Origin of the sequence: Paraburkholderia sp. USG1 (genome assembly GCF_031570135.1) — a bacterium.
GTDB classification, from domain to species: Bacteria; Pseudomonadota; Gammaproteobacteria; order Burkholderiales; family Burkholderiaceae; genus Paraburkholderia; species Paraburkholderia dioscoreae.
Genome location: NZ_JAMWXW010000005.1, coordinates 81,564 through 105,315, shown reverse-complemented (window position 1 = coordinate 105,315; position 23,752 = coordinate 81,564). Strand labels below are relative to the sequence as shown.

Sequence of the window (23,752 nt, the reverse complement as noted above, 5' to 3'; positions counted from 1 at the left end):
ATTAGCTCAGTGTTCCTTTACTTGTGCCTGCACATCCACGCTCGGCCAGCCGCCGCCCAGTGCTTTGTAAAGCAGCACCGTGTCGGACAGAATCTGCTGATGGTTGGCGAGCAGTTCCTGCTGCGCCTCCAGCAAGGTCCGCTCGGTTTCGAAGACCTCCAGCTGAGACACCACGCCGAGCCGCAATTGCGACTGGATCTGGTCCGCCACGATTTGCAGCCGCGACACCTCCTGCTGCAACTCCACGCGCTGTTCCTTGTGCGAATTCACATTGACCAGCGCGTTTTCCACTTCCTCGAACGCGCCCATCACCGCCACGCGATATTGCTGTTCGGCAACCGTAGATTGCGCTTGCGTGACTTTCACATGCGCCCGCACGCCGGGATCGAGCAGCGGAATGTTGATGCTGGGCATGAAGCCGTATGTGAACGACTTCAGCAGGTCGGTCAGTGCAAAACTCGCTGTGCCGCCGTGCCCGGTCAGGCTGATACTCGGCAGTTGTGCGAGCTTGGCCTGGCCGACCAGGTCGTAGGCTTCGAGCACTCTGAACTCGGCGGCCACCACGTCGGGACGCCGCGCAAGCAGTTGCGCCGGCAGGCCGTCCGGCACGGGCGGCAGTTGCACGCGCTGCTGCAAATGCCCCTTGGCCATCTGGAACTCTCCCGCCGGCACGCCGATCAGCGTGCAAAGTGCGTTGTTAGCGAGCGCGCGCGAACGGCGCAGATCGAGCAACTGATTGGTCAGGCGGTTGATCTCCGCCTGCTGGCGCAATACCTGCGTTTGCGGCACGAGGCCGTTGCGGCGCTGGCCGTCGTAAATCGTGAGGATCTGGCGGTTCGTTTCGAGCGTTTTCTGCTGCTGCTCGATCTGGTCGTCGAATTGAAGAATCTGGAAATAGGTGCTGGAAACATTCGATACCAGTTCGAGGTAGCCGGCGCGCCAGTCGGCCTCGCTGGCGTGGAATTCCGCCTTTTGCGCCTGCACGCCTTTTTCGACTTTGCCCCAGATATCGATATCCCAGTTCACCTGCGTCGCGACGTTGTACTGCTTGGCGAAGGTTTGGTGCGTGGTCTTTTCGAAATCGGCGCCCGCACCGAGATCCATGGTCGGCAAGGCGCCGGCTTTGGCTTCGCCGATCTGCGTGCCGGCCACGTCGATACGCGCGGCCAGTACCTTGATATCGAAGTTGCCGGCAATCGCCCTGGCGATCAGCGTGTCGAGATAGGGATCGTGGAAGCCTTTCCACCAGTCGGGTTCGATCGTCGCGGCAGCGGATACGGGTGCGCCCTTCTGATCCGACCAGGACGCCTTGGCCGGTGTGTCGGGGCGCTTGTAGTCGGGCATGCTGACATCGATGCAGGCCGACAGCGAAAGCACGCACGCAGTTACCGCCCAAACGCAGCGCAGCGCCGAGGTCTTGCGGAACATGCGCTGACGAACTGATGAAAGCAACGCTGACACGATGTGTCTCCGATGACGCCCACTTCATTGCACGAGCAGAACGCGCCCTTCAACCTTCAAGTAAAGCATCTCCTGCGCAGCTTCACCATCGAAGCAATGCGGGAAGATCGGCGCGGGAATCGGGCGGTGACGCGGGGGTCGCGTGGAAAGAACGATTGGCTGTGAAATCTTTTTGAGGAGCGGGCCGTCTGGAGCCCGCGGAGGCGCCAGGGCCTCCGCGGCGGCCTGTGCCGTTTAGTGCACGCTGATGTTGTTGCTTGCGTTCACGTGCGGATCGATCGTGGTCGTGACGCCAGCGACGAACGCTGCGTTGTTGCCGTTGGCGTTCTGGATGTCCATCTGCGTGTTGATCAGTTGGGTGGCGTTGACGGTCTTGCTGTTGTTCGGCGCGTACACCGGCATGAAGTTGAAGTACGACGACGACGGATAGAAGCCGGTGCCGCCGCGCACGGCGCTCATGGCCTTGCTGTCGAGTTGTTCGGTGATGGACAGGTCTTTGATGGTCAGCGTGTTCATGGTAAATCTCCTGGAAGGGAATACTGCACAGTTTGCGGTTGGGTTCGAGCAACTTGTCTGCTCGACTGTCACTAATGCATGGGCTGTGCCAGAGTTGCTTTCCGATCCTAAGAAATTTTCCGGAACGCTGTAGATAAAGGGTTGCGCGGTTGGTGCGCGGACGAATCTGAAGCAGAGCGGTCAAACGCCGCGCGGAAGATGGTGGATCTCAGCCAACAATTCGCGCGGAGCTGTTGGTTGCGGCGTAACACCGGGACGCTGGGGCGTCACGCCGCGCGTTGCGTCATCGCGCAATGACGGTGATCTTCTTCGAGTACACCGGCGGATTGTGAGGGACATGCATGTCGTCGCCCATCAACAGTTGCAACGTGTGCTTGCCTGGCGGGAGTTGAATCATGGTCTCCGTTTCGCCCGCACCGAAATGCAGATGATTGCGATCGGACGGAATCTCCTGATCCATTGGCGGCAAATCAGTGTCGATCAGCAGATGATGGTGGCCGGTATTCGGATACTTGACGCCTTTGGGCGCCACACCCATGTACCGCAGGCCGAACCACACCTTGAACGGCTTGTTGGCCGGTACGACCTGGCCGTCGTTGGGATAGCCGATATACGCATAGGCGCCGGCCGGTGCCGGCGTCGTACCCGCAATGGCGACATTCGGCGAAGCCAAAGCCGCCGACATGGCGAGTGCCGCGACCGCGATGATCTTGTACATGAAGGTCTCTCCGTTCTCACGGACCCGCTTTGAACGAACGGATCGCGCTAGTCTTTTAGCACGGTGATGGTGATCTTTTTCGAATACACGGGCGGCACATGCGGCACATGGTTGTGATCGCCGAGAATCAGTTGCAGCGTGTGCTTGCCCGGTGGCAATTCGATACGCGCGTCCGTCTCGCCCGCGCCGAAGTGCAGGTGATTGCGATCTGACGGGATTTCCTGATCGAGCGCCGGCAGGTCGGTGTCGATCAACAGATGGTGATGGCCGGAGTTCGGGAACACGACACCCTTCGGGCACACGCCCATGTTCCGTAGCCCCATGCGCACCCACAGCTTGCCACCGTGAATCACGGCGCCGTCCGGCGGCCAGATGATGTACTCCTCGGCACCCGGCGGCGAAGCCGTTTGATCGGCGAGCGCGAAGGCGCTCGGCAACATGTTGCCGAACACGAGGAAGAGCGTCGCGCGCAACGCCTTGCGCCGTGCCTCGCGATGCGCATTCGATTCATGACGCACATCGAGAACAACGGGGGTAACGGTTCTTCTTCGCATAGCGCACTCTCCCGAAGAATGGTCATGGCCACCCCGGCTGCACGAGGCAGGCCGGGCGTTCCGGCTGGATATCGCGGGCGCTCGCGCGGTTGGACGGCCGCCCTAGTTAAAACGACGCGCCGCCTCACTTTGTGAATTAGCTTAGGTCGTAACTTGCCAAAAAGATACGCCACGCTCGTTAACCGTATGACGCATTCGGGGCACGCCGACAGTTGTGACGCGCAAAGCGCGTGCTATCGTTATTAAGAGGTTGCAGATGGATGGTCGATAGCGGCGTCGATGCTTCGCGCGATTGACTCCAGCAACTGCTGCGAGTGGCGCGGTGCTCGATTGCCTATGTTCTGTCCGGAACAAACAGGATGTGAAGATGTGGCGAATATTCATGCTGGTGTGCATGGCCGGGGCGATTCAGGCGCATTGGGGCAGTGCGGATGCGGCGCCGCAACGTGACAGTGCCGAGCGAGGCGCGAGCGCGGAGAAGATGGACGCTGTGCCGCTCACCCCGTTCGCGCCACAGCGGGGCAAGCTGCCTTCTCCACGTATCGCGCTGGTGATCGGTAATGGCGCGTATGGTGCGGATCGCAGGGACCGCAATGACTTGCAAGTGGATGCACTGCGCGAGAACGCCCCGCGCGATGCCGAAGCCATGCGTGACAGGCTGCAAACGCTCGGCTTCGAGGTCATCATGCGCACGAATGCGACGCCGCAGCAGATGCGGCAAGTCATCGGCGAATTCCATGCGCGCTTGCGGCGCGGCGGTGTCGGCCTCTTTTATTTCGCGGGACACGGCATGCGGATCGGCCCGCAAACATTGCTCATCCCCGCAGGACTCGACGCTCGCTCGCCAGCTGCGGCGGTAAGCAATGGCGTCGATCTGAACGCCGTATTGCAGGCAATGCGCGCGCCGCGTGACGGTCAACTCAATCTCGTGATTCTCGATACGTGTCTGAACAATCCGTTCTCGGCGGACGTGACCGGCAATACGTCTGCGCTTCCAGGCAATACGGTGGTTGCATACGCAACCGCACCCGGCGGTTTTGCAGCGGACGGCGCGCGTCATGGCGTCTACACGAATGCATGGCTGCACGCGCTCGACAGCGCTCCGTCGCAAGCCTTGGCGGATCTGTTGCAACGCGTCGCGGCGCAGGTGCGCGACGTGACTGGTGGTGAGCAAACGCCCTGGCTTGCTTCATCGCTTCCGCAGACCTTGCTGACGGCCGATGCGACGTCCGCCATTCGTGACGATCCCGTGGTCACGCTGCATAGCAGAGGTATTTTGCCGAAAGACAGCAGCGAACAATACGAAATCACGTTCTGGAATTCGATCAAGGACAGCAATTACCCGGCCGACTATGAGGCGTATCTGAAGGCCTATCCGAACGGCCGCTTCGCCACGCTCGCTCATGCGCGCATCGACCGCTTACGCGCAGCAGCGACGTCGAATGCACCGTCCGCGGCCACGCCTGCTGCGCCGTCAGTTGCACCGGCTCCGCAAGCCGCGCGGCCAGCGCCGCCTCCCAGTGTGCCGCCGCCCAAACCCACCGCAAGCGCTCCCGCGCTGGCCACGCCACCTGCGGCGACAGTCGCGCAAAAGCCCGTCACGCATGCGCCGGTTGCCGGTGAAAGCCGTGATTGCGCCACCTGTCCGATCATGATCGCCGTGCCCGCCGGTTCTTTCTCGATGGGCAGCAGTACCGACGATCCTTCCGAAAAGCCCGTTCATCACGTGACCATCGGCGCGCCGTTCGCGATCGGCAAGTACGAAGTGACGGTCGATCAGTGGAACTCGTGCGTCGCCGCCAATGCCTGCCAGAAGCTCACACCCGAAAGCAACACTAGCAAAGCCGCGCCGGCGCGCGACCTCAGTTGGGACGACGCGCAGCAATACGTGAAATGGTTGAGCAGGACCACCGGCAAACCGTACCGCCTGCCCACCGAAGCGGAATGGGAATACGCGGATCGCGGCGGCACCACGACCGCCTACTGGTGGGGCGACCAGATGCGCAAGGGCAACGCCAATTGCAAGGACTGCGGCGACCCGTGGCACAAGGAAGGACCTGAGGCGGCCGGCTCGTTCGCACCAAATCCGCTCGGCCTGTACGACATGAATGGCAGCGTCTGGGAATGGACCGCCGACTGTTGGCACAACTCCTACCAGGGCGCCCCCGCCGATGGCCACGCGTGGGACAACCCAGGCTGCGACATGCGCGTGATTCGCGGCGGTTCGTGGCGAGAAGGCGGCGGCTATATGCTCAGCGCGACACGCTTCAAGTACAGCTCGGGCGTGCGCCAGTCGCAAGACGGCTTTCGGGTCGTCAAGGATCTCAAGTGACGTGGGTGGCTTGTCGGATCTGCCGCCGATTCACGGCAGACCGGCAAACCACGCCGACGCTCTCCACGCTCCATGCTCAAGGCGAGCGTGGCTTTGTCGTAATCGGCGCGAAATCGGCGACGATATGATCGCGGCCATATTTGCTGCCGATCTGTGTGAGCCGCGTGTCCAGCGCGCGCAGATATTCGGCGCGCGATTCGCTTTCGGGCCGCGGCTTGTCGAATAGCGGCGCAGGCGTAATCAGCAGCACGACCATCTCCGATCCGAACGGCTTTGAGATGATCCAGTCGCCGGCGCTGCCGATGGTGGCGGTGTAATGCGGCGGCGCCTGATTGTCCTTGGCGCGCGGGCTCGGCACCATGTGCACGACGCTGCCGTCGAGCTGGTAGTAGTCCAGGTTCACATACGAGTCATAGCCCGGCGTGGCGACGTCGACGACCAGCGGATCGCCGTCGCTCAATTGACCGCTGGGCGGCCTCACGTGCAAGGCCGCAGCGTGGCCGGTCTGCATGTTGTCAATCCAGTAGGGCGCGAGCGCCTTGACGGTGTCGCACTTGTCGTCGGCGAGCGGCTCGACTGCAAGTGTCACCGTATCGACGCCCGGCAGCGCCGCCAGCGTGTCCTTCAGACGCGCCGCGCCGTAACGCTGCGAGACGTAACCGCGCACCGTCAGCGAGTGATCCTGCACCGAAGCGGACAGTGCGGAACAGGGCGCCTGCATTAGCGCGGACGTGACGGTGGCTAGAGTCAGCGCGGGCTTGGGCGCGGGCGGTGGCGCAGGAGTCGTAGCGGGCGCCACCGCGACAGGACCTGCCGGAGGCGCCGCAACCGGCGCCGACACCGCCTCACCCGAAGACGACAAAGACGAAGACGAAGAAGCCGCCTGCTCCGCCGGACTCTGCGAAGCGCCCGCCTCCGTCTGCGGCTCGGTCTGCCGGTTCGGCGCCGAGCGGAACGCGAATACACCGACCGCCGCGGCGCACACCACCGCGAAGCTCGCGAGCCCCACCTTCGCCAGCGTGCCGGATTTCTCCGCGCGGGCTTCGTTATCGAACTCGGCGATGAAGCGCTCCACACTCGGCATGCGCGTATTGCGATCGAACGACAACGCGGCACGCAGCGCGCGCCATTGTTTCGCGTCGAGATTGGCGGGCCGCTGCGGCTTGAAATCAGCATTGCGGGCCTGCGTGGCCGACAACCGGTCGAACGGATGATGCCCCGTCAGCAGTTCATACGTGATGCAGCCGAGTGCGTAGATATCGTCGCGCGGGTCCGGTTCGCGGTGCTCGATCATTTCCGGGCTGGCGTAGGCGGGCGTCAACGCGCCGAGGCTGCCGGGATCGAAGACGGTCGCGTCGCTCTCCTCTTCCGGACGCTGAAACACGCGGGCGATGCCGAAATCGATCACCTTCACTTCGGCATTCGTTGTGAGAAACACGTTGGCGGGCTTGAAGTCGCAATGCACGAAGCCGCGTTCGTGAGCATAAGCGAGCGCGCTGCTCATGCCGCGCACGATCGGCAGTGCCGCGCGCACCGGCATGCCCTGATAGCCCGGCGTGCGCAGCAACTGGCTGAGCGGTTTGCCGGACAGATACTCCATGGTCAGATAAACGATCGGCCCGTCGCGGTCGAAGTCGTACACCGTGATGATGTTGCGATGCGCGAGCACCTGCGCCTTGCGTGCCTCGCGCTGTAACGCGACGAGCGAATTCGGGTTGCCGCGGAACTGGACGTTGAGCACCTTGATCGCGAGGTATGGCTTGCGATCCGAAGCTTCGAGCTTGCGCAGATCGAGCGCCTTGTACACCGTGCCCATGCCGCCGACGCCAAGGCATTCTTCGAGCACGAAACGGTTGTTCAACGTATCGCCGGTGCCTTTGATCTGGTCGTGTGCCGCCGCGCCGCCGGTGCCAGCCGCATTGGGTGCACTGCCTGCACTGCCGACGCTCGCTGGGCGCAGCGACGGAATGTCGACCGTGGTCTGGATGCCGGTTTCCTCGCCGCCCGCCGCCACGTTCGAGACGCGCAACTGCTCGATGCGCCGCCGCACTTCCACATAAAGATCGTCGGGTAGCGGCGCTTTGCGATGTGCTGCGCCAAGCATGTCCAGCAGCTGCGTGGGGCCGAGTCCTTCGGTGGTCAACGTGCTGTCGAGTTGAGCCACGAACTCGTCACGGGACAGCTCGCCGTTCTGAAAGTCGTGAATCACACGCGCAAGGCTAGCCATTTGTGCGAAGCACCGCCGCTGCCGTTGGACCGGATCGCACGCGACCCAAGCCTCTTCGGCCGATAGAGAACCTGTCGTAATCAGTTACATGTGCCGCTTCGATACTAGCTCCAGGTCCGTGCTTTCGCAAACCAGGATTGGCCCGCTGGTCGCGCAGTGAGCCGGTGTCGTGAGATATCCAACAGCGTGCCGTGGCCTGTCGGGTGCAAGCCGTCAACCGGTCATCTCGCCCGCACGGCATCACGTCTTCACCAAGCCGGTCCCATGCCTCGAAATCCTTATGCGGCGAGCTTCCTGAAACTTTATCAGGAGCCTTGAATAAATCTGGCACAGCCCGTGCATTAGTGAATCCCGAGCAGACAAGTTGCTCGCAACCAACCCCGACAGCCTCACCCTTACCTCCAGGAGATTCACCATGAACACGCTGACCATCAAAGACCTGTCCATCACCGAACAACTCGACAGCAAAGCCATGAGCGCCGTGCGCGGCGGTTTCGGCCCCTCCACCTCCTACTACAACTTCAGCCCCGTCTTCGCCCCGAACAACAGCAAGAAGGTCGATGCCACCCAGCTCATCAACAACGAGCTGAACCTGCAGAACGCCAACGGCAACAACGTCGCCTTTGCCTCCGGCATCAGCTCGACGGTCAACCCCTACCTCTCGACGAGCAACAACATCCACGTGTAATACGCGACGCGGCGAGGCGCCCGCCTTCCCGGTGCGCCTCACTTCCCGCCGCCTACCCGCGTCCTGCGCGCACCTTTGGAGAAGCACCATGTCACCCCTCATGATTCGCGATCTGTCCGGCACCCGCGAGCTCGACCGCCGCGCCATGTCGGCGGTGGCCGGCGGCACCGGCAGCAGCGTGCCCGGCCTGCCTTCGGTCGCCGGCCTCAGCGGCATTGCCAACGTCAATGTCTCGGTGAACCAGAACCTCAACCAGATGCAATACGTCAACGTCGCCGCACTCAACAACGTCGGCGTGATCGGCGCGGGCTTCGTGCCGCTGCACCTGAACGTCAGCCCGTCGCTCTGGGGCGCCAACTACGCCAACGTGTAACCGCTCAACGTGGCGGGGGCCGGGGGGCCCCGCTACGGCCGGCCGGTCGTCTCCGGCCGGCAAGCGGCGCACAGATTTCCTATACTGATTGTGCGAGGAGACCTCAGCACATTTCACGACACACCCGGGCGGCAGCCGGCGATTCACGCCGGCATGCCGCTCGCTTTCTTTCCTGGAGTCACTATGGCAAAGCTCATCATCAGGGATCTCACCGACAGCGTCGAACTCGACCGGCAGGCAATGACGGCTATCGTCGGCGGTGCTCGTATCGGCGCGCGGCTGAATGGGGCCGTGCCGCTGGTGCCGGCTTCGGCACGCGTCGTCGAATACCCTCCCGGGTTCCCCACTGCGCACCAGACGATTGCACGGGCGGCCATGCAGCGCAAACCGTAGCGCGCACGGTTCCCGCGCCGCATATTCACAACAGCGGCACGCGTTATCCACGCGTGCCGTTTGCTTTCGCGAACCGTGGAGCGGCGCAAGCCGACAACCCGCACGCGGTTGGTCGGGCCTCGCCGAACACTTCCGTTGCATGTCACGTTGTCCGGGCTTCATGTTCGGCGAACGCATGGCGTCTCTGCCTTGCTGGCCTTGCGTTGCCGCCTCGCATATGATTTCCTCGCTCATCGCGTGCAATTTGGCATACCCCTTGCAGAAGAATGGCTGAGCACCGCACCGTGCTCGCTCATCCACCTTCAGGAGTAACACCATGAAATCCTCACTCGTCGTCAAAGACCTGCCGCGCTCCGCGGATCACACACATGACGAAATGACGCTCACCGCCGCGCAGATGAAAACTCTGCGCGGCGGCCGTTCCGTCGTCGTCACTGTCGACGGCGGCTCGCAAGCGCACGTCGACGACTTTGCGATCAATACCGCCATCTTCGAAGGACGGATTAGCGGAACCTACCTGTAGGACGCGCGAGATGTCCGCAATTGGAAACAGGCCCCCTTCACGTCACCGTGGAGGGGGCCTGTCCAGTTGATGTGGTGAATGGTCTGACAGAAGCGCGCTTGCCGATAGTTCAACCCATTTCAGGCAGCGTCGGCCTTACTCCGAGGCGTTGAGGCCACAACATTGAACGACGCCTCTTCGGCCACCGCTTCGTCGAGACCGACAAAGCGGTTGAAATCCTCGAAGGAAGTCATCCGGTCCGCGACTGAATCGGTCGAGCCTTCGCGCATGAAGATTTCCATCATCTCCTTGACCGCTTTGTGCATCGCAAACATCGGTTCGATGGGGCACAGCGCATAGTCGAAGCCGAGCTTGTACACCTGGTCGAGCGTCAGATACGGACTCTTGCCCGAGCGTGCCATGTTGAACAGAATCGGCTTGCCGAGCGGCTTCAATCTGCGCACCATTTCCTGCATCTGCTCGATACTTTCCGGCGCGTCCGCATACAGACCGTCGACGCCGGCTTCGGCGTAGGCCGCGAGCCGCTCGATCGCATCGTTCAGACCCGTCACGGCAATCGCGTCGGTTCGCGCGACCACGAAGAAGTCGGGATCGGTTCGCGCGGCCAGCATGGCCCGCAATTTTGCCTGCATCTCCTCTTTCGGAATCACCTGCTTGCCGGCAAAGTGGCCGCACTTCTTCGGCACCGCCTGATCTTCCAGATGCAGCACCGAAGCGCCTGCTTCTTCCCACAAACGGATCGTCCGCTGCACGTCGAGGATGCCGCCGTAACCGGTGTCGGCATCGGCGAATACCGGCAGCGATGTAACCCGGCAAATACGGCGGATATGCTCGAACATCTCCGTCTGCGTCAACAGACCGACATCCGGCTGCCCGGCCACGATTGCCGATGCTGCAAACCCGCTCACGTAAATCGCTTTGGCGCCCGCCTGTTCGGCGAGCATCGCGGTCACGGCATCGTGCGCGCCGAGGCAAACAAAAGGCGGCGACTTCAACAACTCCCTGAAACGTGCAGAACGGCTCACAGTGCTTCTCCCTGTCAAGTCAGATCGGGCGATGTTCACGCCCGCGTCGAAGGCGACCCATTCGCGTTCGACGCGGGCGGCGGCCTATCGCGGCATGTAAGCCCACGCGCGTTTGGCGCGGTCCGTGCGGCGAAACGCGTCGATATCGTCGGCCAGACGCAACGTCTGATCGACCTCGTCGAGTCCTTCGAGCAGAACCGCCCGGCGCGCGGCGTCGAACTCGAACGGCATCGGTTCAAGTCCGTCCGCGCGGATTTGCAGGGCGCGCAGATCGACTTCGAGCGGCGTGCCGTCAGCGGCCACCGCAGCGAGTGTCGCGATCGACGCGGCGTCGAGACAGATCGGCAGCAGCCCGTTTTGCAGGCAATTGGCGAAGAAAATGTCGCCGAATGAAGGTGCGATCACGCAACGAATGCCGAACTCTTCGAGCGCCCACACCGCCATTTCGCGCGAGCTGCCACAGCCGAAGTTCACGCCGCCGAGCAGAATGCAGGCGTGCCGGAACGCTGGCTGGTTGAGCACGAAATCTTCGCGTTCTCCCTGCTCCGGACCGCCTTCGCGATAACGCAACGTCTCGAACAGCCAAGGGCCGAGCTGGCCTCGCACGAGTTGCGAAATTCTTTCGATGCGAATGATCAGATCCGTGTCGACGTTGTTGCGCGGTAACGACGCGGCCGGACCTTTGACCACCGTGAACGCTTTCATGATGGGGCTCCCGCATACGACGACGTCGGCGCGGCAATGTGACCGGCCAAAGCGCTCGCCGCCGCCACGGCCGGACTCGCCAGATGCGTGCGCGCGCCGGGCCCCTGGCGGCCGACAAAGTTGCGATTCGACGTCGATACGCAGCGCTCGCCACGCCCCACCACGTCGCCGTTCGCACCAACGCACATCGAGCAGCCGGGCTCGCGCCATTCGAAGCCGGCCGTGCGGAATATCTGCGCGAGACCCTGTGCCTCCGCTTCTCGCGCAACGCTCAACGACCCCGGCACCACCCACGCGGTCACACCTTCGGCGACATGGTGGCCCGCCACGATGCGCGCGGCCGCCTGCAAGTCTTCGATGCGGCTATTGGTGCACGATCCGATGAACACGCGATCGACCGCCAGCTCATCCAGATGCTGCCCCGCGTGCACGCCCATGTAGTCGAGCGCCCGTTGCAATGCTTCACGGCGCGCGGGATCGGACTCGTTGCCTGGATCCGGTACGGCGGCGTCGATCGCGATCACGTGTTCGGGGCTCGTACCCCAGGTGACCTGCACCGCGATCGCCGCCGCGTCGATCTCCACTTCGCGATCGAAGTGCGCGCCGTCGTCCGTCGGCAAGCGGCGCCAGTCTTCCAGCGCCGCCTCGAAGCTCGCGCCTTGCGGTGCATACGGACGTCCACGCAGATAGACAAAAGTCGTCTCGTCGGGCGCGACGAAGCCGAACTTGGCGCCGAGTTCGATCGTCAGATTGCACAGCGTCAAACGTGCTTCCATCGAGAGCGCTTCGACCGCCTCGCCAGCGAACTCGACTGCGTAGCCGGTACCCGCGCCGGCGCCGAGCGCGCCGATCACGTAGAGGATCATGTCCTTGGCCGTGACGCCCTCGGCGACGCTGCCTTTAAACCGTATCCGCATCGTTTTGGGCTTCTTCTGGCGTACGGTTTGTGTCGCCAGCACATGTACCAGTTCGGTCGAACCGATGCCGAACGCGAGCGCACCCAACGCCCCGTGAGTGCAGGTATGGCTGTCGGCGCAGACGATCAGCGTGCCCGGCAGCGACAATCCGAGCTCCGGTCCGATCACGTGGACGATGCCCTGCCTGCCTTCGGTGCCGATATCGAACAGAGGAATGGCGTGCTGCGCCATCTGCTCGCGCAGCGTGTCGACCATTGTCGTGCTCCAGTCCGCATCACCCGCCTGGCGGCCGGGTCGCGTGGAGATCACGTGATCGAGCGTCGCGAACGTCAACTCGGGGTTGCTGACCGGCAAATGGCGGGCTTCGAGTACACGTACCGCTTCGACCCCGGTCAACTCATGCATCAGATTGCGATCCACCTGCAACAGATCGGCGCTGCCCGGCAGATTCGCAATCGTGTGGCTGTTCCACAGCTTGTCGAACAGCGTGCGCGGCGCATTCATGATGCCGTCTCGCTGCTCTGTGCGTGACGCTTCTCGAACTCCCACACCTCCGGAAAGCCGACCAGTTCATGCAACTGGTCCATCGTGAACGACGGCACCTGCAGTTCGAGCGAGTCGCCGTGATCGAGCAGATGACGATAGGCGTTATCCAGCGCAGCGGTAGCCGCCGCCATGCCGATCGAAGGATAGATCGCGATATGGAAGCCCCATTCCTTCAGCGTGCTGATCGGCACGACCGGCGAGCGCCCGGTCGGCACCATATTGGCGAACACCCATGCGCCGCTATCGGCGAGCTCGCCGCCGATCCGTTCGAATTCCTCGGCGCTTTCCGGCGACTCGACGAAAACGATGTCCGCCCCTGCACGCGCGAACGCCTTGCCGCGCCTGATCGCTTCGTCGAGGCCGAGCGTAGTGCGCGAATCGGTTCGGGCGATGATCAGCATGTCGTCGCTGCGGCGCGCCTCGAGCGCGACTTCGATTTTCTTCAGCATGTCGTTCAGCGGCACCACCTGGCGGCCCTGGGTGTGGCCGCATTTTTTCGGCATCACCTGGTCTTCCATCTGGATCGCCTGCACGCCCGCGGCTTCGTAACCGCGCACCGTATGCCGCACATTGAGCAAGCCGCCGAAACCCGTGTCGGCGTCCGCGATCAACGGCTTGCCGGTGCCCTCGGCAATTTGCCGCGCACGTCCCACCATATCGGCGTAGCTGACCAGGCCCGCATCCGCGACGCCGAGATACGAGCCGGAGACGCCATATCCGGTCATGTACAGCGCTTCGAACGGCAGGCGGTCGGCGACACGCGCCGAGAACATATCGAATACGCCGGGCGCGACGACAAAGCGCCCGCTCTTGAGAATCGCTTTCAGCTTCCCGGAAGTGCTCATCGAACTCTCCTGCTCAGGTGCTATGGGTAAGATGCCGCTGCCACGCGAGCAACAGCAGATTGACGAGCGTGGCGAAAACGAACAGCATCAGCGCGAGCGCCATGATCGTGCTGGTCTCGCTGCGGTTCATCGCGATCATCAGCATGTGCCCGATGCCGCTTTGCGACGCGAACATTTCGCCGATCAGCGTGCCGAGCAGCGTCAGCGAAAAGCCGATGCGCAAGCCGGCGACCACTTCCGGCACGCAGGCGGGCAGCAGCACATGACGCGCGAACGCAAAAGGACTCAGACGATAGGTCCGCGCCGCGCGCGTATAGATCGGCGGCATATTGCGCACGGCATTCATGGTGAAGATCGTGATCGGCACGATCCCGTGCATCACGCCGAACACGATTTTGGCCCACAGGCCCAGACCGAACGCGAGCAATACGACCGGATATAGCGTGACTTTGGGAATCGAGTAGAAGCCCATCATCAGCGGCTCCATCACATCGCCGGCAAGTTTGCGCGCGCCGAGCAGCATGCCCAGACATACGCCGCCGATCGCCGAGATCAGAAACGCGGAGCCGAACGCGAATGCGGTCACGTACAGACTCGCCGGAAAATCCGGGTCGCTGACGATATGCACCGCACGTTCGAGCGTGCGCAACGGAGTCGTAATCGCGTCCGGACCGAGCATTTCGCTGAGTACCTGCCACAGCACGGCCAGCACGACGATCAGAACGACGCCGTCCAGCCAGCGTCGCGTATGCCGCGGCCTGACGGTATGTGCAACGACGATCGTGCTCATACGGCCTCCCTGCGGATACGCCGGTATAACCGCGCTTCGGCCGTGCGCAGCAACGCGTTGAGCGAGCTGACGAACAGCAGCATCAGCACCATCAGGCCGTACATGGTCGGATTGTCGAAGTTGTTGTAGGCAAAGGCGATCTGATAACCGAAGCCCGAGCCCGACAGCACGAATTCGCCCGCCACCACCGCAATGAACGCATAGACGACCGTGAGCTTGATGCCGGTGAAAACGAACGGCAGGCTCGACGGCAGCGTGATCAAGCGGATTTCGTCGAAGGTATTCAGACGGCACACGCGAGCCGTGCGCAGCAGCACGCGCGGTACGCGTTCCAGACCGTTGAGCGTATTCACCGCCATCGCGACGACCGCGAACAGAAAGCCGATGCCCACCAGCGGCCAGCGATTCAAACCGAGTACGACGATCAGGATCGGATAGAGCACGAACACAGGCACCGCGTAATACGAGAGCAACAGCGGATCGAGCACGCGCCTGACGCGCGGCAACCGGAACAGCAGCACGCCGCCGATGAAGCCGGCCACCACCGCCAGCGCGACGGCAAGCAATGCGCTGCCGAGGGTTTGCAGAATGTCCGTCGTGTACTGGCCCGACAACAGCAATTGAACGGCGCTCACCACCATTCGCGACGGCGGAATGAAAGAGATCGGATCGATCCACGCCGCACGGCTCGCAATCTCCAGCAAGACGATCAGTCCCACGACCAGGCCGAGCCGCCAGCGTGCGGCGGTATTCATTGCTGGCTCCCCAGCGCTTTCAATGCTTCTTCGCGCAACAGGCCCCACACTTGCGCCGTCAGTTCGCCGAAGCGCGCGTCGAGCGCGGTGGTGCTGTCGCGCATGCGTGGCCACCCGGTTTCTATCGTTCTGATAAAACGGCCGGGACACGCAGACATCACGCCGATGCGGTCGGACAGCAACACGGCTTCATCGATCGAATGGGTGATCAGCAGGACGGTCGCGCCGGTGTCGCGCCACAGCTTCAGGGTTTCGTCTCCCATCAGAAGACGCGTTTGCTGGTCGAGCGCGCCGAACGGCTCGTCGAGTAACATCAGTCGCGGCCGCACGACCATTGCCCGGGCAATGCAAACGCGTTGGCGCATACCGCCCGATAGTTGTGCCGGATAGGCGCGGGCAAAGGATTTCAGGCCCATGAACGACAGTGCGTGATCGACCCGCTCACGCACTTCCGTTTCCGCGACGCCTGCCTGCCGCGCGGCAAACGCCGCGTTGTCGAATACATTGAGCCACGGGAAACTCGCGTCTTCCTGAAACACGACGGCCACGCCGTCCGGCACTTCCGCACCGACCGGCTTGCCTTCGAACGTCACCGTGCCGCCGCTCGCCGGGTTCAGACCGGCCAGCACGTCGAGCAGCGTGGACTTGCCGCAGCCGGACGGACCGACCACCGAGAAGAACTCGCCGACCCGCAATTCGAGGCTCACGGGTCCAAGCGCATGAAACGGCGGCTTGCCCTGGCTGCCCTGATAGATTCGGGTGACGTCCGTGAGCGTAGCCTGAATGCGCTTTCCGTCGGGCGACAGCGTACTCGGAGCGACCACCGAGATATTGGCTTTATGGCGGGATAGCGCGCTCATCGAAGGCCTCACTTCCTGCTGCGCAGATCGGCCGGCAGCATCGATTCATCGACGATCTTCGGCCAGTCGAATGGACCTTCCGGAATGGCCTTGACCAACACGAGGCCCTTCAGTACCTCGTCCATGCCCTTGTAGTCGAAGCTGCCTTCGCTCCAGTATTTCGGATCGGCGTCGAGCACGTTGTTGATCGCCGACGCGGCGACCGCCGGGTCCATCTTGTACTCCTTGGCGAGGATCTGTGCGGCCTCGGCGCGATGCGCCGCCATGTAGACGACGGCCTTGCGGCGCGCTGCGATAATGCCGCGGATCACGTCGGGATGCGCCTTCAGATAATCGGTGCGGACAATGCCGACGGTCTGCGTTTCATTCGGCACCACGTCGTTCGAGCGAAACGCAATTCTCAATCCGTCTTTCTTTGCGCTATATGACGGCTCGGTCATGTAGCCGACATCGATCGCACCCTGCTGTAGCGACGTCAGCATTCCGCTCGAACTTCCCACCGGTTTGCGCTGCACCTGGCCGAGCAGGCCGACGCGGTCGAGCGCGATCGTGGAGATCATGTCGGTCGTCGATTTGGGGCTGCTATAGCCGATCGTCTTGCCTTTCATCTGTTTGATGCCGGTGATCGAGCCCTGCTTCAATTCGACCCAGACGAGATCGCCGAGACTCTGCACGCCCCCGTGTACGATCGTCAGATCGACTCCCTGCTTCACCGCCGCAATGGCCGCCGGCAACGCCACCTCGCCATACGGAATGTCGGAAGCCATCGCGTTGCGAATGCTCGTTCCGCCGCCTTCCGATGTAATGAAACCGGTGACATCAACTTTCTCTTCCTTGAAGAAACCTTTGTCGAGCGCGACGGCGAAGGGCACGCCGTACATGCCGTCACCCCAGTGCGTCACCGTCAGCGAACTGGCGTGAGCGCCGACGCTCGCAAGCGTCAGCGTCGCGCCCAGACAGATACCCCGCACGACTTTGCGTATCGCATCCATGTGGTGTGTCTCCATCCACGATTTGACGGTTGACGTCCGTCATTTTCGTTATGCCGCCGCGCGCCGTGACGCCGGTGACGGGTCAGCGAACGAGTTGATCAGATCGATCTTTGCCCGATCACTGTGTAAGTTAATGTATGCATTAAATCTTCAAAAGTACAGAACGATAACGGCTCACAACGACTGGGTTTACCCGTCATGCCGACTCGTATTGATCAGCTTTTACGCCTGATGGATGCCGTGCTGCTGCAGCACGGCAGTCTGCTCGCGCCAGCCGCGCTCGCGGTGCGCGCGATATAGGCGGCTCGCGCGCGCTGCATCGCCGCGACGAATCGCTTCGATGATTTCGTAATGCTCATCAATCGATTTTTTTGGCTGCGGATGCGGCCGCAACCGCTGCGTGAAGCGTCGCACACGATGCACCTGGTCACGGCAATTCATGACCACCTGCGCTAGCCGCGCGTTGCCGCCGAGTTGAACGAGCGCTTCATGGAAGGCCTCGTCGGCAAGCGCCCATGCCTGCATGTCCTGCTCGGCCAGCGCCTCGGTCATTTTCCGGCAGGCGTTTTCAAGCGGACTCAGATCGACGCCGCTGCGCGCCGCGACCAACGCCGCCGCGGTGGATTCGAGACTGGTCAGAACCTGGTAGATGTGGCTGATATCGGAGACTGACGTGGGAACGATACGGATGCCATGACGCGGCACGATTTCGACGAGACCCTCGCCCTGCAGGCGAATCGCAGCTTCGCGGATCGGAGTGCGACTCACGCCGAGCATCAGTGCGAGTTCCTGTTCGAGCAGATAGGAGCCAGGCGTCAGTTCGCTTTCTATGATTTTGTGCCGGAGGCGCTCGTACGCCTGTTGAGACGAGTTGCCGTTGCGCGGTTCGGTTTGCGCAACGGATTGGCTCTCGTACGAAACAGCACACTGAGATTGCTCCGGTGTTTTCGAAGCAGTGGTTTTCACGGCGCGGCCGGTGCCGGCGTTTGGCTTGCCGCCCGCTACCGCGCGTTTTTTGGCTGCGGGTTTGATCGCATGCTCTGGCGCGGCCGATTTGCGTTCTGGCACAACGGTTCTCCTCGCGGCGCCTGAACGGACGCGGCAATCCGGTATCGCAGCAAGCGTGTCTGCGGGGCCGGCCTCGGCCAGACTCGTCCGGTCCGGCTTCGCACGCAACGCGCCTTCGCTTTGATGCTAGCATCGCGCGCCGCACCATGACATGAAGGGAAACGCTTAATGCAATATACGCGCCGGACGTGACGTTCGCTCACACGCCGCGCAAGTGCGCGACCAGCAAGCGGCACGCGACCGGCAGTGCCTCCAGCGATCGCACCGCCAATAGCAGTTCGCGCTCGGCCCATGCGTCGGTGAGCGCAACCGTGGCGAGGCCGAGGTTCGCTGCCTGCTGCTGAGCGACGGCGTAAGGCATAACGCCGAGTCCGAGCCCCGCGGCAATCATCAGACATTGTGCGTCATAGCTCGTCACCTGAATGCGCAGATTGACCGGCCGTGCGTGTGCATGCGCCGCACGCGTAAGTTGCTGGCTGATCGCCGTATCGGGCGGCAGCCCCACGTATTCGAAGTCGAGTGTGTCGGCGAAGGCGACGGCCTGCTTTTGCGCGAGCGTATGGCCGCTCGGCACCACGAGTGTCAGGCAATCGCGGTGATAAGGGAACGTTTGCACGTCGTAGCCGTGCGGCACCGAAGTGAAGATGCCGATATCCACGGCGTTGTCCGCGACGGCCTTGACTACGCCGGTGCTGGCTTTTTCTTCGAGCTGGATCTGGATTCGCGGATGTTGCGCGGCAAACGCCTGGATCTCGCGCGGCAGAAACTGCACGACGGACGACACATTGGCTGCCAGCCGGATCAGTCCGCTCACGCCGCTCGCGTAGTCGCGCATCTGCACGGCAATGTCGTCGAGTTCATGCAGCGCGCGATGCGCGAGCACGACCAGCCGTTCGCCCGCGGCGGTGGGCGCCACGCCCTTGTTGGTGCGCCGCAGAAGCGCGACACCCAAGGTCGCTTCGATCTCGCTGATGCGCTTGCTGACGGCCGCTGCCGCGATATGTTCGCGCTCGGCCGCCGCCGCGATGGTGCCGGCCTCGGCGACGCTGACAAACAGTCTGAGCGAAAGCGGATCGAGTGTCGGCATGGTGCCCCGCGAATAATTGGAATGTTCCGCCGATGCCGGCCAAGCGCGGTACGGCGTACGGCACTCGGCATGATCCACGTAAACGGCAGCGACTTCAGCCAGTGTACCGAAACGGCCGGCGGCCGTGCCTCGTCATCGTGGTTCGCGATGGCGGCATGGCCAAGCACTGCTTTGTGTCCGCGCAGCACCCGGCAACAATGGCATGAAGCGACGGACCCGACCGAGGTGCCCCGTCCACGAGGAGCGAGCGATGCAAACGTCAACCCACGCAAAGATCAAGGTTTTCTGGCAACCCGGCTGTTCGTCGTGTCTGCGGACCAAGGAGTTTTTGGCGAACCAGGGCATCGAATTCGAATCCATCGACGTGCACAACGATCCCGACGGCCTTGCGCAATTGACCGCGTTGGGCGCGCGCAGCGTACCGGTGGTCGCGCTTGGGTCGAGATTTACGTTCTGTCAGTCCATCAACGACGTGATCAAGTTTCTGGATCTGAAAACGAAGATCATCACGCCGTTGCCGCCGCCGGAACTGGTCAATCGCCTCGAACTCGTGCTCGAATCGAACGCGCGATATACGCGGCAGTTTAGCGGCCCGGCTTTTCGCGAGCCGTTCCGGAATCGCAACCGGACTCCGGCGGGACTGACGTTTCATGTGTTTCGCGTGGCGGAGATGGGGATCGAAGCGGCGCAACAGATCGAACTGCTGTTCGAGGGATTCGACGAAGTGCCGCCCACTCACTGGGGGCCGGAGGAAATCGCCCAGTGGGGCGAGAGTGTGAAGGCGCGCCTCACCGCGTGGTGGAATGACGAGACCGACCGTTCGCTCAGCTACGACGTGCCGACTTACTACGGACGGCGCCCCATGCACGAGGTGCTAGAGCGCACGGCCTGGCACAGCGCGCAGCATACCCGCCAGGTCATGTTGATGCTCGAGAGCGAAGGAATCCAGATCGACCGGCCGCTGACAGCGCAAGATCTGGCGGGCTTGCCCCTGCCGGATGAAGTCTGGGACAGATAGGCGCGCGCAGTTCCTGTCGTTCACAGTTGTGCGCCGCCGCATAAAAAACAAACGCCAACCCATCCCCACTTTCGCGTGGCAGAATCGCCTTCATCCCGTCGGCGAGACTGAATCACATGACCACGCTGCGCGAAAAATCGACTGACTCGGTCTATCAACAACTGCGCACCAAAATCCTGAGCGACGAATTTCGCCCCGGCATGCAGTTGCTCGAACGCGACCTGGTGAGTCTCTTCGGCGTGAGCCGCACGCCAGTGCGGGAAGCACTGGTCCGCTTGCAAAAGGAGAACCTGCTGCAGATCGTGCCGCGCCACGGCATTCGTGTGCGCCAGGTCTCGCTGCCCGACATCGAAGCGATTCACCAGGTGCAAAGCAGCCTGGAAGCCACCGCGGCCGGCGTTGTCGCGACCATGAATCTACGCGCAAAAGAACTGCAGCCGTTAGACCAGATGTGCAACGCAATGGACCGCGCGCACGAGAAGAACGACTACGCGGCCTGGGCCAGCGCCGACGAGGCGTTTTTCTCCCAACTCCTGAAACTCTGCGGCAACCCGCGGCTCACGCAGATCGTCAACGCGTGCTGGGATCAGATCCGGCGCGTACGCGATCTCACCTTGCGGCTCAGCGCGTTGGCCGATCTGCCGAAGGCACGGCATCGATCGATCGTCGAAGCGATCCGCGCCGGTGACAGCGCGACGGCCGAGTGTTTGTGCCGCGACTATCGCGCGCACTGTCTGCAGTTCCAGCTCGACACCTTGCAGCGGCTTCGCATTCTCGAAGTCTGAAGGCCGCGAGACGTCGGCACCGTTCGACGCGATCCGTGTCGGGCGATTTCCAACAGAATCCATGATTTGTCGGGCGCGCGCCGTCAGTCGTTTATCGCCGATCGCGGCAGTGCGCCGGTGCCGTGACAGTACTGCAACGCAAACCCCTTATGCGGCGAGCTTCCTGCAACTTTATCAGGAGCCTTGAATAAATCTGGCACAGCCCGTGCATTAGTGAATCCCGAGCAGACAAGTTGCTCGCAACCAACCCCGACAGCCTCACCCTTACCTCCAGGAGATTCACCATGAACACGCTGACCATCAAAGACCTGTCCATCACCGAACAACTCGACAGCAAAGCCATGAGCGCCGTGCGCGGCGGTTTCGGCCCCTCCACCTCCTACTACAACTTCAGCCCCGTCTTCGCCCCGAACAACAGCAAGAAGGTCGATGCCACCCAGCTCATCAACAACGAGCTGAACCTGCAGAACGCCAACGGCAACAACGTCGCCTTTGCCTCCGGCATCAGCTCGACGGTCAACCCCTACCTCTCGACGAGCAACAACATCCACGTGTAATACGCGACGCGGCGAGGCGCCCGCCTTCCCGGTGCGCCTCACTTCCCGCCGCCTACCCGCGTCCTGCGCGCACCTTTGGAGAAGCACCATGTCACCCCTCATGATTCGCGATCTGTCCGGCACCCGCGAGCTCGACCGCCGCGCCATGTCGGCGGTGGCCGGCGGCACCGGCAGCAGCGTGCCCGGCCTGCCTTCGGTCGCCGGCCTCAGCGGCATTGCCAACGTCAATGTCTCGGTGAACCAGAACCTCAACCAGATGCAATACGTCAACGTCGCCGCACTCAACAACGTCGGCGTGATCGGCGCGGGCTTCGTGCCGCTGCACCTGAACGTCAGCCCGTCGCTCTGGGGCGCCAACTACGCCAACGTGTAACCGCTCAACGTGGCGGGGGCCGGGGGGCCCCGCTACGGCCGGCCGGTCGTCTCCGGCCGGCAAGCGGCGCACAGATTTCCTATACTGATTGTGCGAGGAGACCTCAGCACATTTCACGACACACCCGGGCGGCAGCCGGCGATTCACGCCGGCATGCCGCCCGATTTTTTTGGGCGAAGCGACGCTAGCCGGCACGCCCCACGCCACGCAATGTATCCGCGCCTCGAACGAACTCCCATCGCTCTATGCCGCTGAAAGTGCGCCGGTTCATTTAGCCTGGTGAATGTCCGCACGTAGCGACGCCGCCCGCCGTTCGCTCGCCTATGATGCTTAGGACGCCACGTGGTTTTTTATCGCCGTCCGCCAATAGCACGCGCTATCCGGACAGCTTGCTGGCGCAGAAGTGATCGCGGCGCACCGCATCCACGACGCGCCGCACACCATCAGCGACGATGGCAGCGCGCCACGAGCCGGCATCGCCAATTCGGATTGGAGACGCGCAATGAAATTTATCGTCCAATGGAACGGTCTGCCGACCGCCGAGAATTCCGTCATCGAACGTTTCATGAAGACCGGCGGCCAGGTGCCGGACGGTGTCAAACTGCTGGGACGTTGGCACGCTATCGGCGGATTGCACGGCTTTGCCGTGGTCGAGGCGGACGACACGCGCGGCATCTCGGCGCTCGCGCTCGAATGGGGCGACCTGCTCACCATGAGCATCTTCCCGGCCATGACCGACGAAGACCTCGGCGCAGCCCTCGGCAAACATCTGGCGGCGCGCAACAAGTAAGCACACCATGAGCGCCGGGCAACAGGACTTGTGCCCAACAGGCAAGCGGCCGCGGACGCCCGTCCACCATACCGCGGCGCGCTGAAGAGCCACCGCAGAATCTTCTTCTTGAATTCTGTATCAGTCGATATATAATCGCTTTCTATATCGACTGATACAGAATAGTCGTCAGCTACGCAGGAAGGATATTCATCATGGCAAGACCCCGCGAATTCGATGAACACGAGGTGCTGGAAGCCGCCAGCGCGGCTTTCTGGACGAAGGGCTACGTGGCCACCTCCACGCGCGACCTGGTCAAATCGACCGGCCTGACCCAGCCGAGCCTCTACAACGCATTCGGCGACAAGCGCGCGCTGTATTTGCGTGCGCTCGAGCATTACCTCGAACACACGTTGCGCGAGCGGATCAGTCGGCTAGAGCGCACCGTGTCACCGGCTCAAGGCGTCACCCTGTTCTTCCATGAGATCCTGGAGCGCACGCTGGCCGATCCCACCAAGCGCGGCTGCATGCTGGTGAATTCAGCGCTTGAAACCACATCGGACGACGAAGCATTCCGCGAAATCGTCGCCACGGAATTCGCTGAAGTCCGCGCGTTTTTCTACCGCTGTATGGTTGCGGCCAGCGAGAGCGGCGAAATCACCGCCGTTGTTTCCGCCGATGACGCAGCCACCCATCTGCTGGCCACGTTGATCGGCGTTCGCGTTCTCGCGCGGGTCGATCCGCAACCGGCGCTGCTGATTGGCGCGATTGCGCCGGCTTTGCTGCTGCTCGGTTTGCCCGCCCTACCGGCGAAAGACACGAACGTCTGAGCCAGGCGCCTGACAAGGCGCGCCCCTTCACCTCGATTCACCACC

The 23,752-nt window shown here is 62.6% G+C and carries 26 protein-coding genes and 1 pseudogene; 12 read left to right on the top strand and 15 right to left on the bottom strand.

Translation table 11 applies throughout. The features are described 5' to 3' along the window. Positions 1-6: 6 nt before the first annotated feature. From NE850_RS08635 to NE850_RS08620, 4 genes are all read right to left on the bottom strand, one after another. Complete coding sequence (locus tag NE850_RS08635) at positions 7-1,428, bottom strand: efflux transporter outer membrane subunit (protein ID WP_007178259.1); 1,422 nt, start codon at positions 1,426-1,428, stop codon at positions 7-9. A 267-nt stretch (positions 1,429-1,695) separates the two neighbouring features. Beyond that, positions 1,696-1,977, bottom strand: coding sequence for a hypothetical protein (locus NE850_RS08630; RefSeq protein WP_007178260.1), 282 nt, complete (start codon positions 1,975-1,977; stop codon positions 1,696-1,698). Positions 1,978-2,260: 283 nt separating this feature from the next. Continuing rightward, a complete protein-coding gene (locus NE850_RS08625; RefSeq protein WP_007178261.1) occupies positions 2,261-2,695 on the bottom strand; it encodes a DUF4399 domain-containing protein in 435 nt (144 codons plus the stop codon). Positions 2,696-2,742: 47 nt separating this feature from the next. Continuing rightward, a complete protein-coding gene (locus tag NE850_RS08620) occupies positions 2,743-3,249 on the bottom strand; it encodes a DUF4399 domain-containing protein (protein ID WP_007178262.1) in 507 nt (168 codons plus the stop codon). Positions 3,250-3,616: 367 nt separating this feature from the next. Between NE850_RS08620 and NE850_RS39425 the strand changes: the two are divergent. Together NE850_RS39425 and NE850_RS39420 are read left to right on the top strand one after the other, a co-directional pair. Then, positions 3,617-4,444, top strand: a pseudogene (locus NE850_RS39425) (caspase domain-containing protein); the annotation flags it as partial. 456 nt (positions 4,445-4,900) lie between these two features. After that, positions 4,901-5,581, top strand: a complete 681-nt coding sequence (locus NE850_RS39420; RefSeq protein ID WP_405044815.1) for a formylglycine-generating enzyme family protein — start codon at positions 4,901-4,903, stop codon at positions 5,579-5,581. 76 nt (positions 5,582-5,657) lie between these two features. Here the strand turns inward: NE850_RS39420 and NE850_RS08610 are convergent, their stop codons facing one another. Continuing rightward, the gene (locus NE850_RS08610) at positions 5,658-7,808 is read right to left on the bottom strand and encodes a serine/threonine protein kinase (RefSeq protein WP_165189330.1); all 2,151 of its coding nucleotides are present in this window, start codon (positions 7,806-7,808) and stop codon (positions 5,658-5,660) included. A 415-nt stretch (positions 7,809-8,223) separates the two neighbouring features. Between NE850_RS08610 and NE850_RS08605 the strand changes: the two genes are divergently transcribed. The 4 genes from NE850_RS08605 (at position 8,224) to NE850_RS08590 (ending at position 9,785) form a co-directional block, all read left to right on the top strand. After that, positions 8,224-8,496 (top strand): hypothetical protein, encoded by a 273-nt coding sequence (locus NE850_RS08605; RefSeq protein WP_007178265.1) that lies wholly within the window; start codon positions 8,224-8,226, stop codon positions 8,494-8,496. An 88-nt stretch (positions 8,497-8,584) separates the two neighbouring features. After that, positions 8,585-8,869, top strand: coding sequence for a hypothetical protein (locus NE850_RS08600; RefSeq protein WP_165189333.1), 285 nt, complete (start codon positions 8,585-8,587; stop codon positions 8,867-8,869). Between the two features lie 183 nt (positions 8,870-9,052). After that, positions 9,053-9,262 (top strand): hypothetical protein, encoded by a 210-nt coding sequence (locus NE850_RS08595; protein WP_007178267.1) that lies wholly within the window; start codon positions 9,053-9,055, stop codon positions 9,260-9,262. Between the two features lie 316 nt (positions 9,263-9,578). Then, entirely contained in the window at positions 9,579-9,785 is a 207-nt protein-coding gene (locus NE850_RS08590; RefSeq protein WP_007178268.1) for a hypothetical protein, read from the top strand. A gap of 119 nt (positions 9,786-9,904) precedes the next feature. Here the strand turns inward: NE850_RS08590 and NE850_RS08585 are convergent, their stop codons facing one another. The 10 genes from NE850_RS08585 to NE850_RS08540 form a co-directional block, all read right to left on the bottom strand. After that, positions 9,905-10,810: an isocitrate lyase/PEP mutase family protein gene (locus NE850_RS08585; protein ID WP_310698642.1), complete on the bottom strand. Its 906-nt coding sequence runs from the start codon at positions 10,808-10,810 to the stop codon at positions 9,905-9,907. Between the two features lie 84 nt (positions 10,811-10,894). Beyond that, positions 10,895-11,515, bottom strand: coding sequence for a 3-isopropylmalate dehydratase small subunit (gene leuD / locus NE850_RS08580; RefSeq protein WP_007178270.1), 621 nt, complete (start codon positions 11,513-11,515; stop codon positions 10,895-10,897). Beyond that, a complete protein-coding gene (leuC, locus tag NE850_RS08575; RefSeq protein ID WP_007178271.1) occupies positions 11,512-12,936 on the bottom strand; it encodes a 3-isopropylmalate dehydratase large subunit in 1,425 nt (474 codons plus the stop codon). The genes leuD and leuC overlap by 4 nt, the downstream gene beginning before the upstream one ends. Further along, the gene (locus tag NE850_RS08570) at positions 12,933-13,823 is read right to left on the bottom strand and encodes an isocitrate lyase/PEP mutase family protein (RefSeq protein WP_310698641.1); all 891 of its coding nucleotides are present in this window, start codon (positions 13,821-13,823) and stop codon (positions 12,933-12,935) included. The genes leuC and NE850_RS08570 overlap by 4 nt, the downstream gene beginning before the upstream one ends. A gap of 13 nt (positions 13,824-13,836) precedes the next feature. Further along, positions 13,837-14,613: an ABC transporter permease gene (locus tag NE850_RS08565; RefSeq protein ID WP_310698640.1), complete on the bottom strand. Its 777-nt coding sequence runs from the start codon at positions 14,611-14,613 to the stop codon at positions 13,837-13,839. After that, on the bottom strand, positions 14,610-15,368 hold the full coding sequence (locus NE850_RS08560) for an ABC transporter permease (protein WP_007178274.1): 759 nt from the start codon (positions 15,366-15,368) through the stop codon (positions 14,610-14,612). Before NE850_RS08560 ends, NE850_RS08565 begins: the two co-directional genes overlap by 4 nt. Then, positions 15,365-16,228, bottom strand: coding sequence for an ABC transporter ATP-binding protein (locus NE850_RS08555; protein ID WP_007178275.1), 864 nt, complete (start codon positions 16,226-16,228; stop codon positions 15,365-15,367). The genes NE850_RS08560 and NE850_RS08555 overlap by 4 nt, the downstream gene beginning before the upstream one ends. A gap of 8 nt (positions 16,229-16,236) precedes the next feature. Beyond that, positions 16,237-17,220, bottom strand: coding sequence for an ABC transporter substrate-binding protein (locus NE850_RS08550; RefSeq protein WP_007178276.1), 984 nt, complete (start codon positions 17,218-17,220; stop codon positions 16,237-16,239). Positions 17,221-17,442: 222 nt separating this feature from the next. Next, the gene (locus NE850_RS08545) at positions 17,443-18,288 is read right to left on the bottom strand and encodes a GntR family transcriptional regulator (RefSeq protein ID WP_310698639.1); all 846 of its coding nucleotides are present in this window, start codon (positions 18,286-18,288) and stop codon (positions 17,443-17,445) included. Between the two features lie 199 nt (positions 18,289-18,487). Continuing rightward, on the bottom strand, positions 18,488-19,375 hold the full coding sequence (locus NE850_RS08540) for a LysR substrate-binding domain-containing protein (protein ID WP_007178278.1): 888 nt from the start codon (positions 19,373-19,375) through the stop codon (positions 18,488-18,490). A gap of 250 nt (positions 19,376-19,625) precedes the next feature. Between NE850_RS08540 and NE850_RS08535 the strand changes: the two genes are divergently transcribed. The 6 genes from NE850_RS08535 (at position 19,626) to NE850_RS08510 (ending at position 23,707) form a co-directional block, all read left to right on the top strand. After that, a complete protein-coding gene (locus tag NE850_RS08535; protein ID WP_165189339.1) occupies positions 19,626-20,393 on the top strand; it encodes a glutaredoxin domain-containing protein in 768 nt (255 codons plus the stop codon). A gap of 116 nt (positions 20,394-20,509) precedes the next feature. Beyond that, a complete protein-coding gene (locus NE850_RS08530; protein WP_007178281.1) occupies positions 20,510-21,178 on the top strand; it encodes a GntR family transcriptional regulator in 669 nt (222 codons plus the stop codon). Between the two features lie 284 nt (positions 21,179-21,462). Further along, positions 21,463-21,735, top strand: coding sequence for a hypothetical protein (locus NE850_RS08525; protein ID WP_007178265.1), 273 nt, complete (start codon positions 21,463-21,465; stop codon positions 21,733-21,735). An 88-nt stretch (positions 21,736-21,823) separates the two neighbouring features. Beyond that, a complete protein-coding gene (locus tag NE850_RS08520) occupies positions 21,824-22,108 on the top strand; it encodes a hypothetical protein (RefSeq protein ID WP_165189333.1) in 285 nt (94 codons plus the stop codon). Between the two features lie 502 nt (positions 22,109-22,610). Then, positions 22,611-22,898 carry a DUF3303 domain-containing protein gene (locus NE850_RS08515; RefSeq protein WP_007178282.1) on the top strand — a complete coding sequence of 96 codons (288 nt, stop codon included), beginning with the start codon at positions 22,611-22,613 and terminating at the stop codon, positions 22,896-22,898. A 194-nt stretch (positions 22,899-23,092) separates the two neighbouring features. Next, on the top strand, positions 23,093-23,707 hold the full coding sequence (locus tag NE850_RS08510) for a TetR/AcrR family transcriptional regulator (protein WP_310698638.1): 615 nt from the start codon (positions 23,093-23,095) through the stop codon (positions 23,705-23,707). Positions 23,708-23,752: the final 45 nt, after the last annotated feature.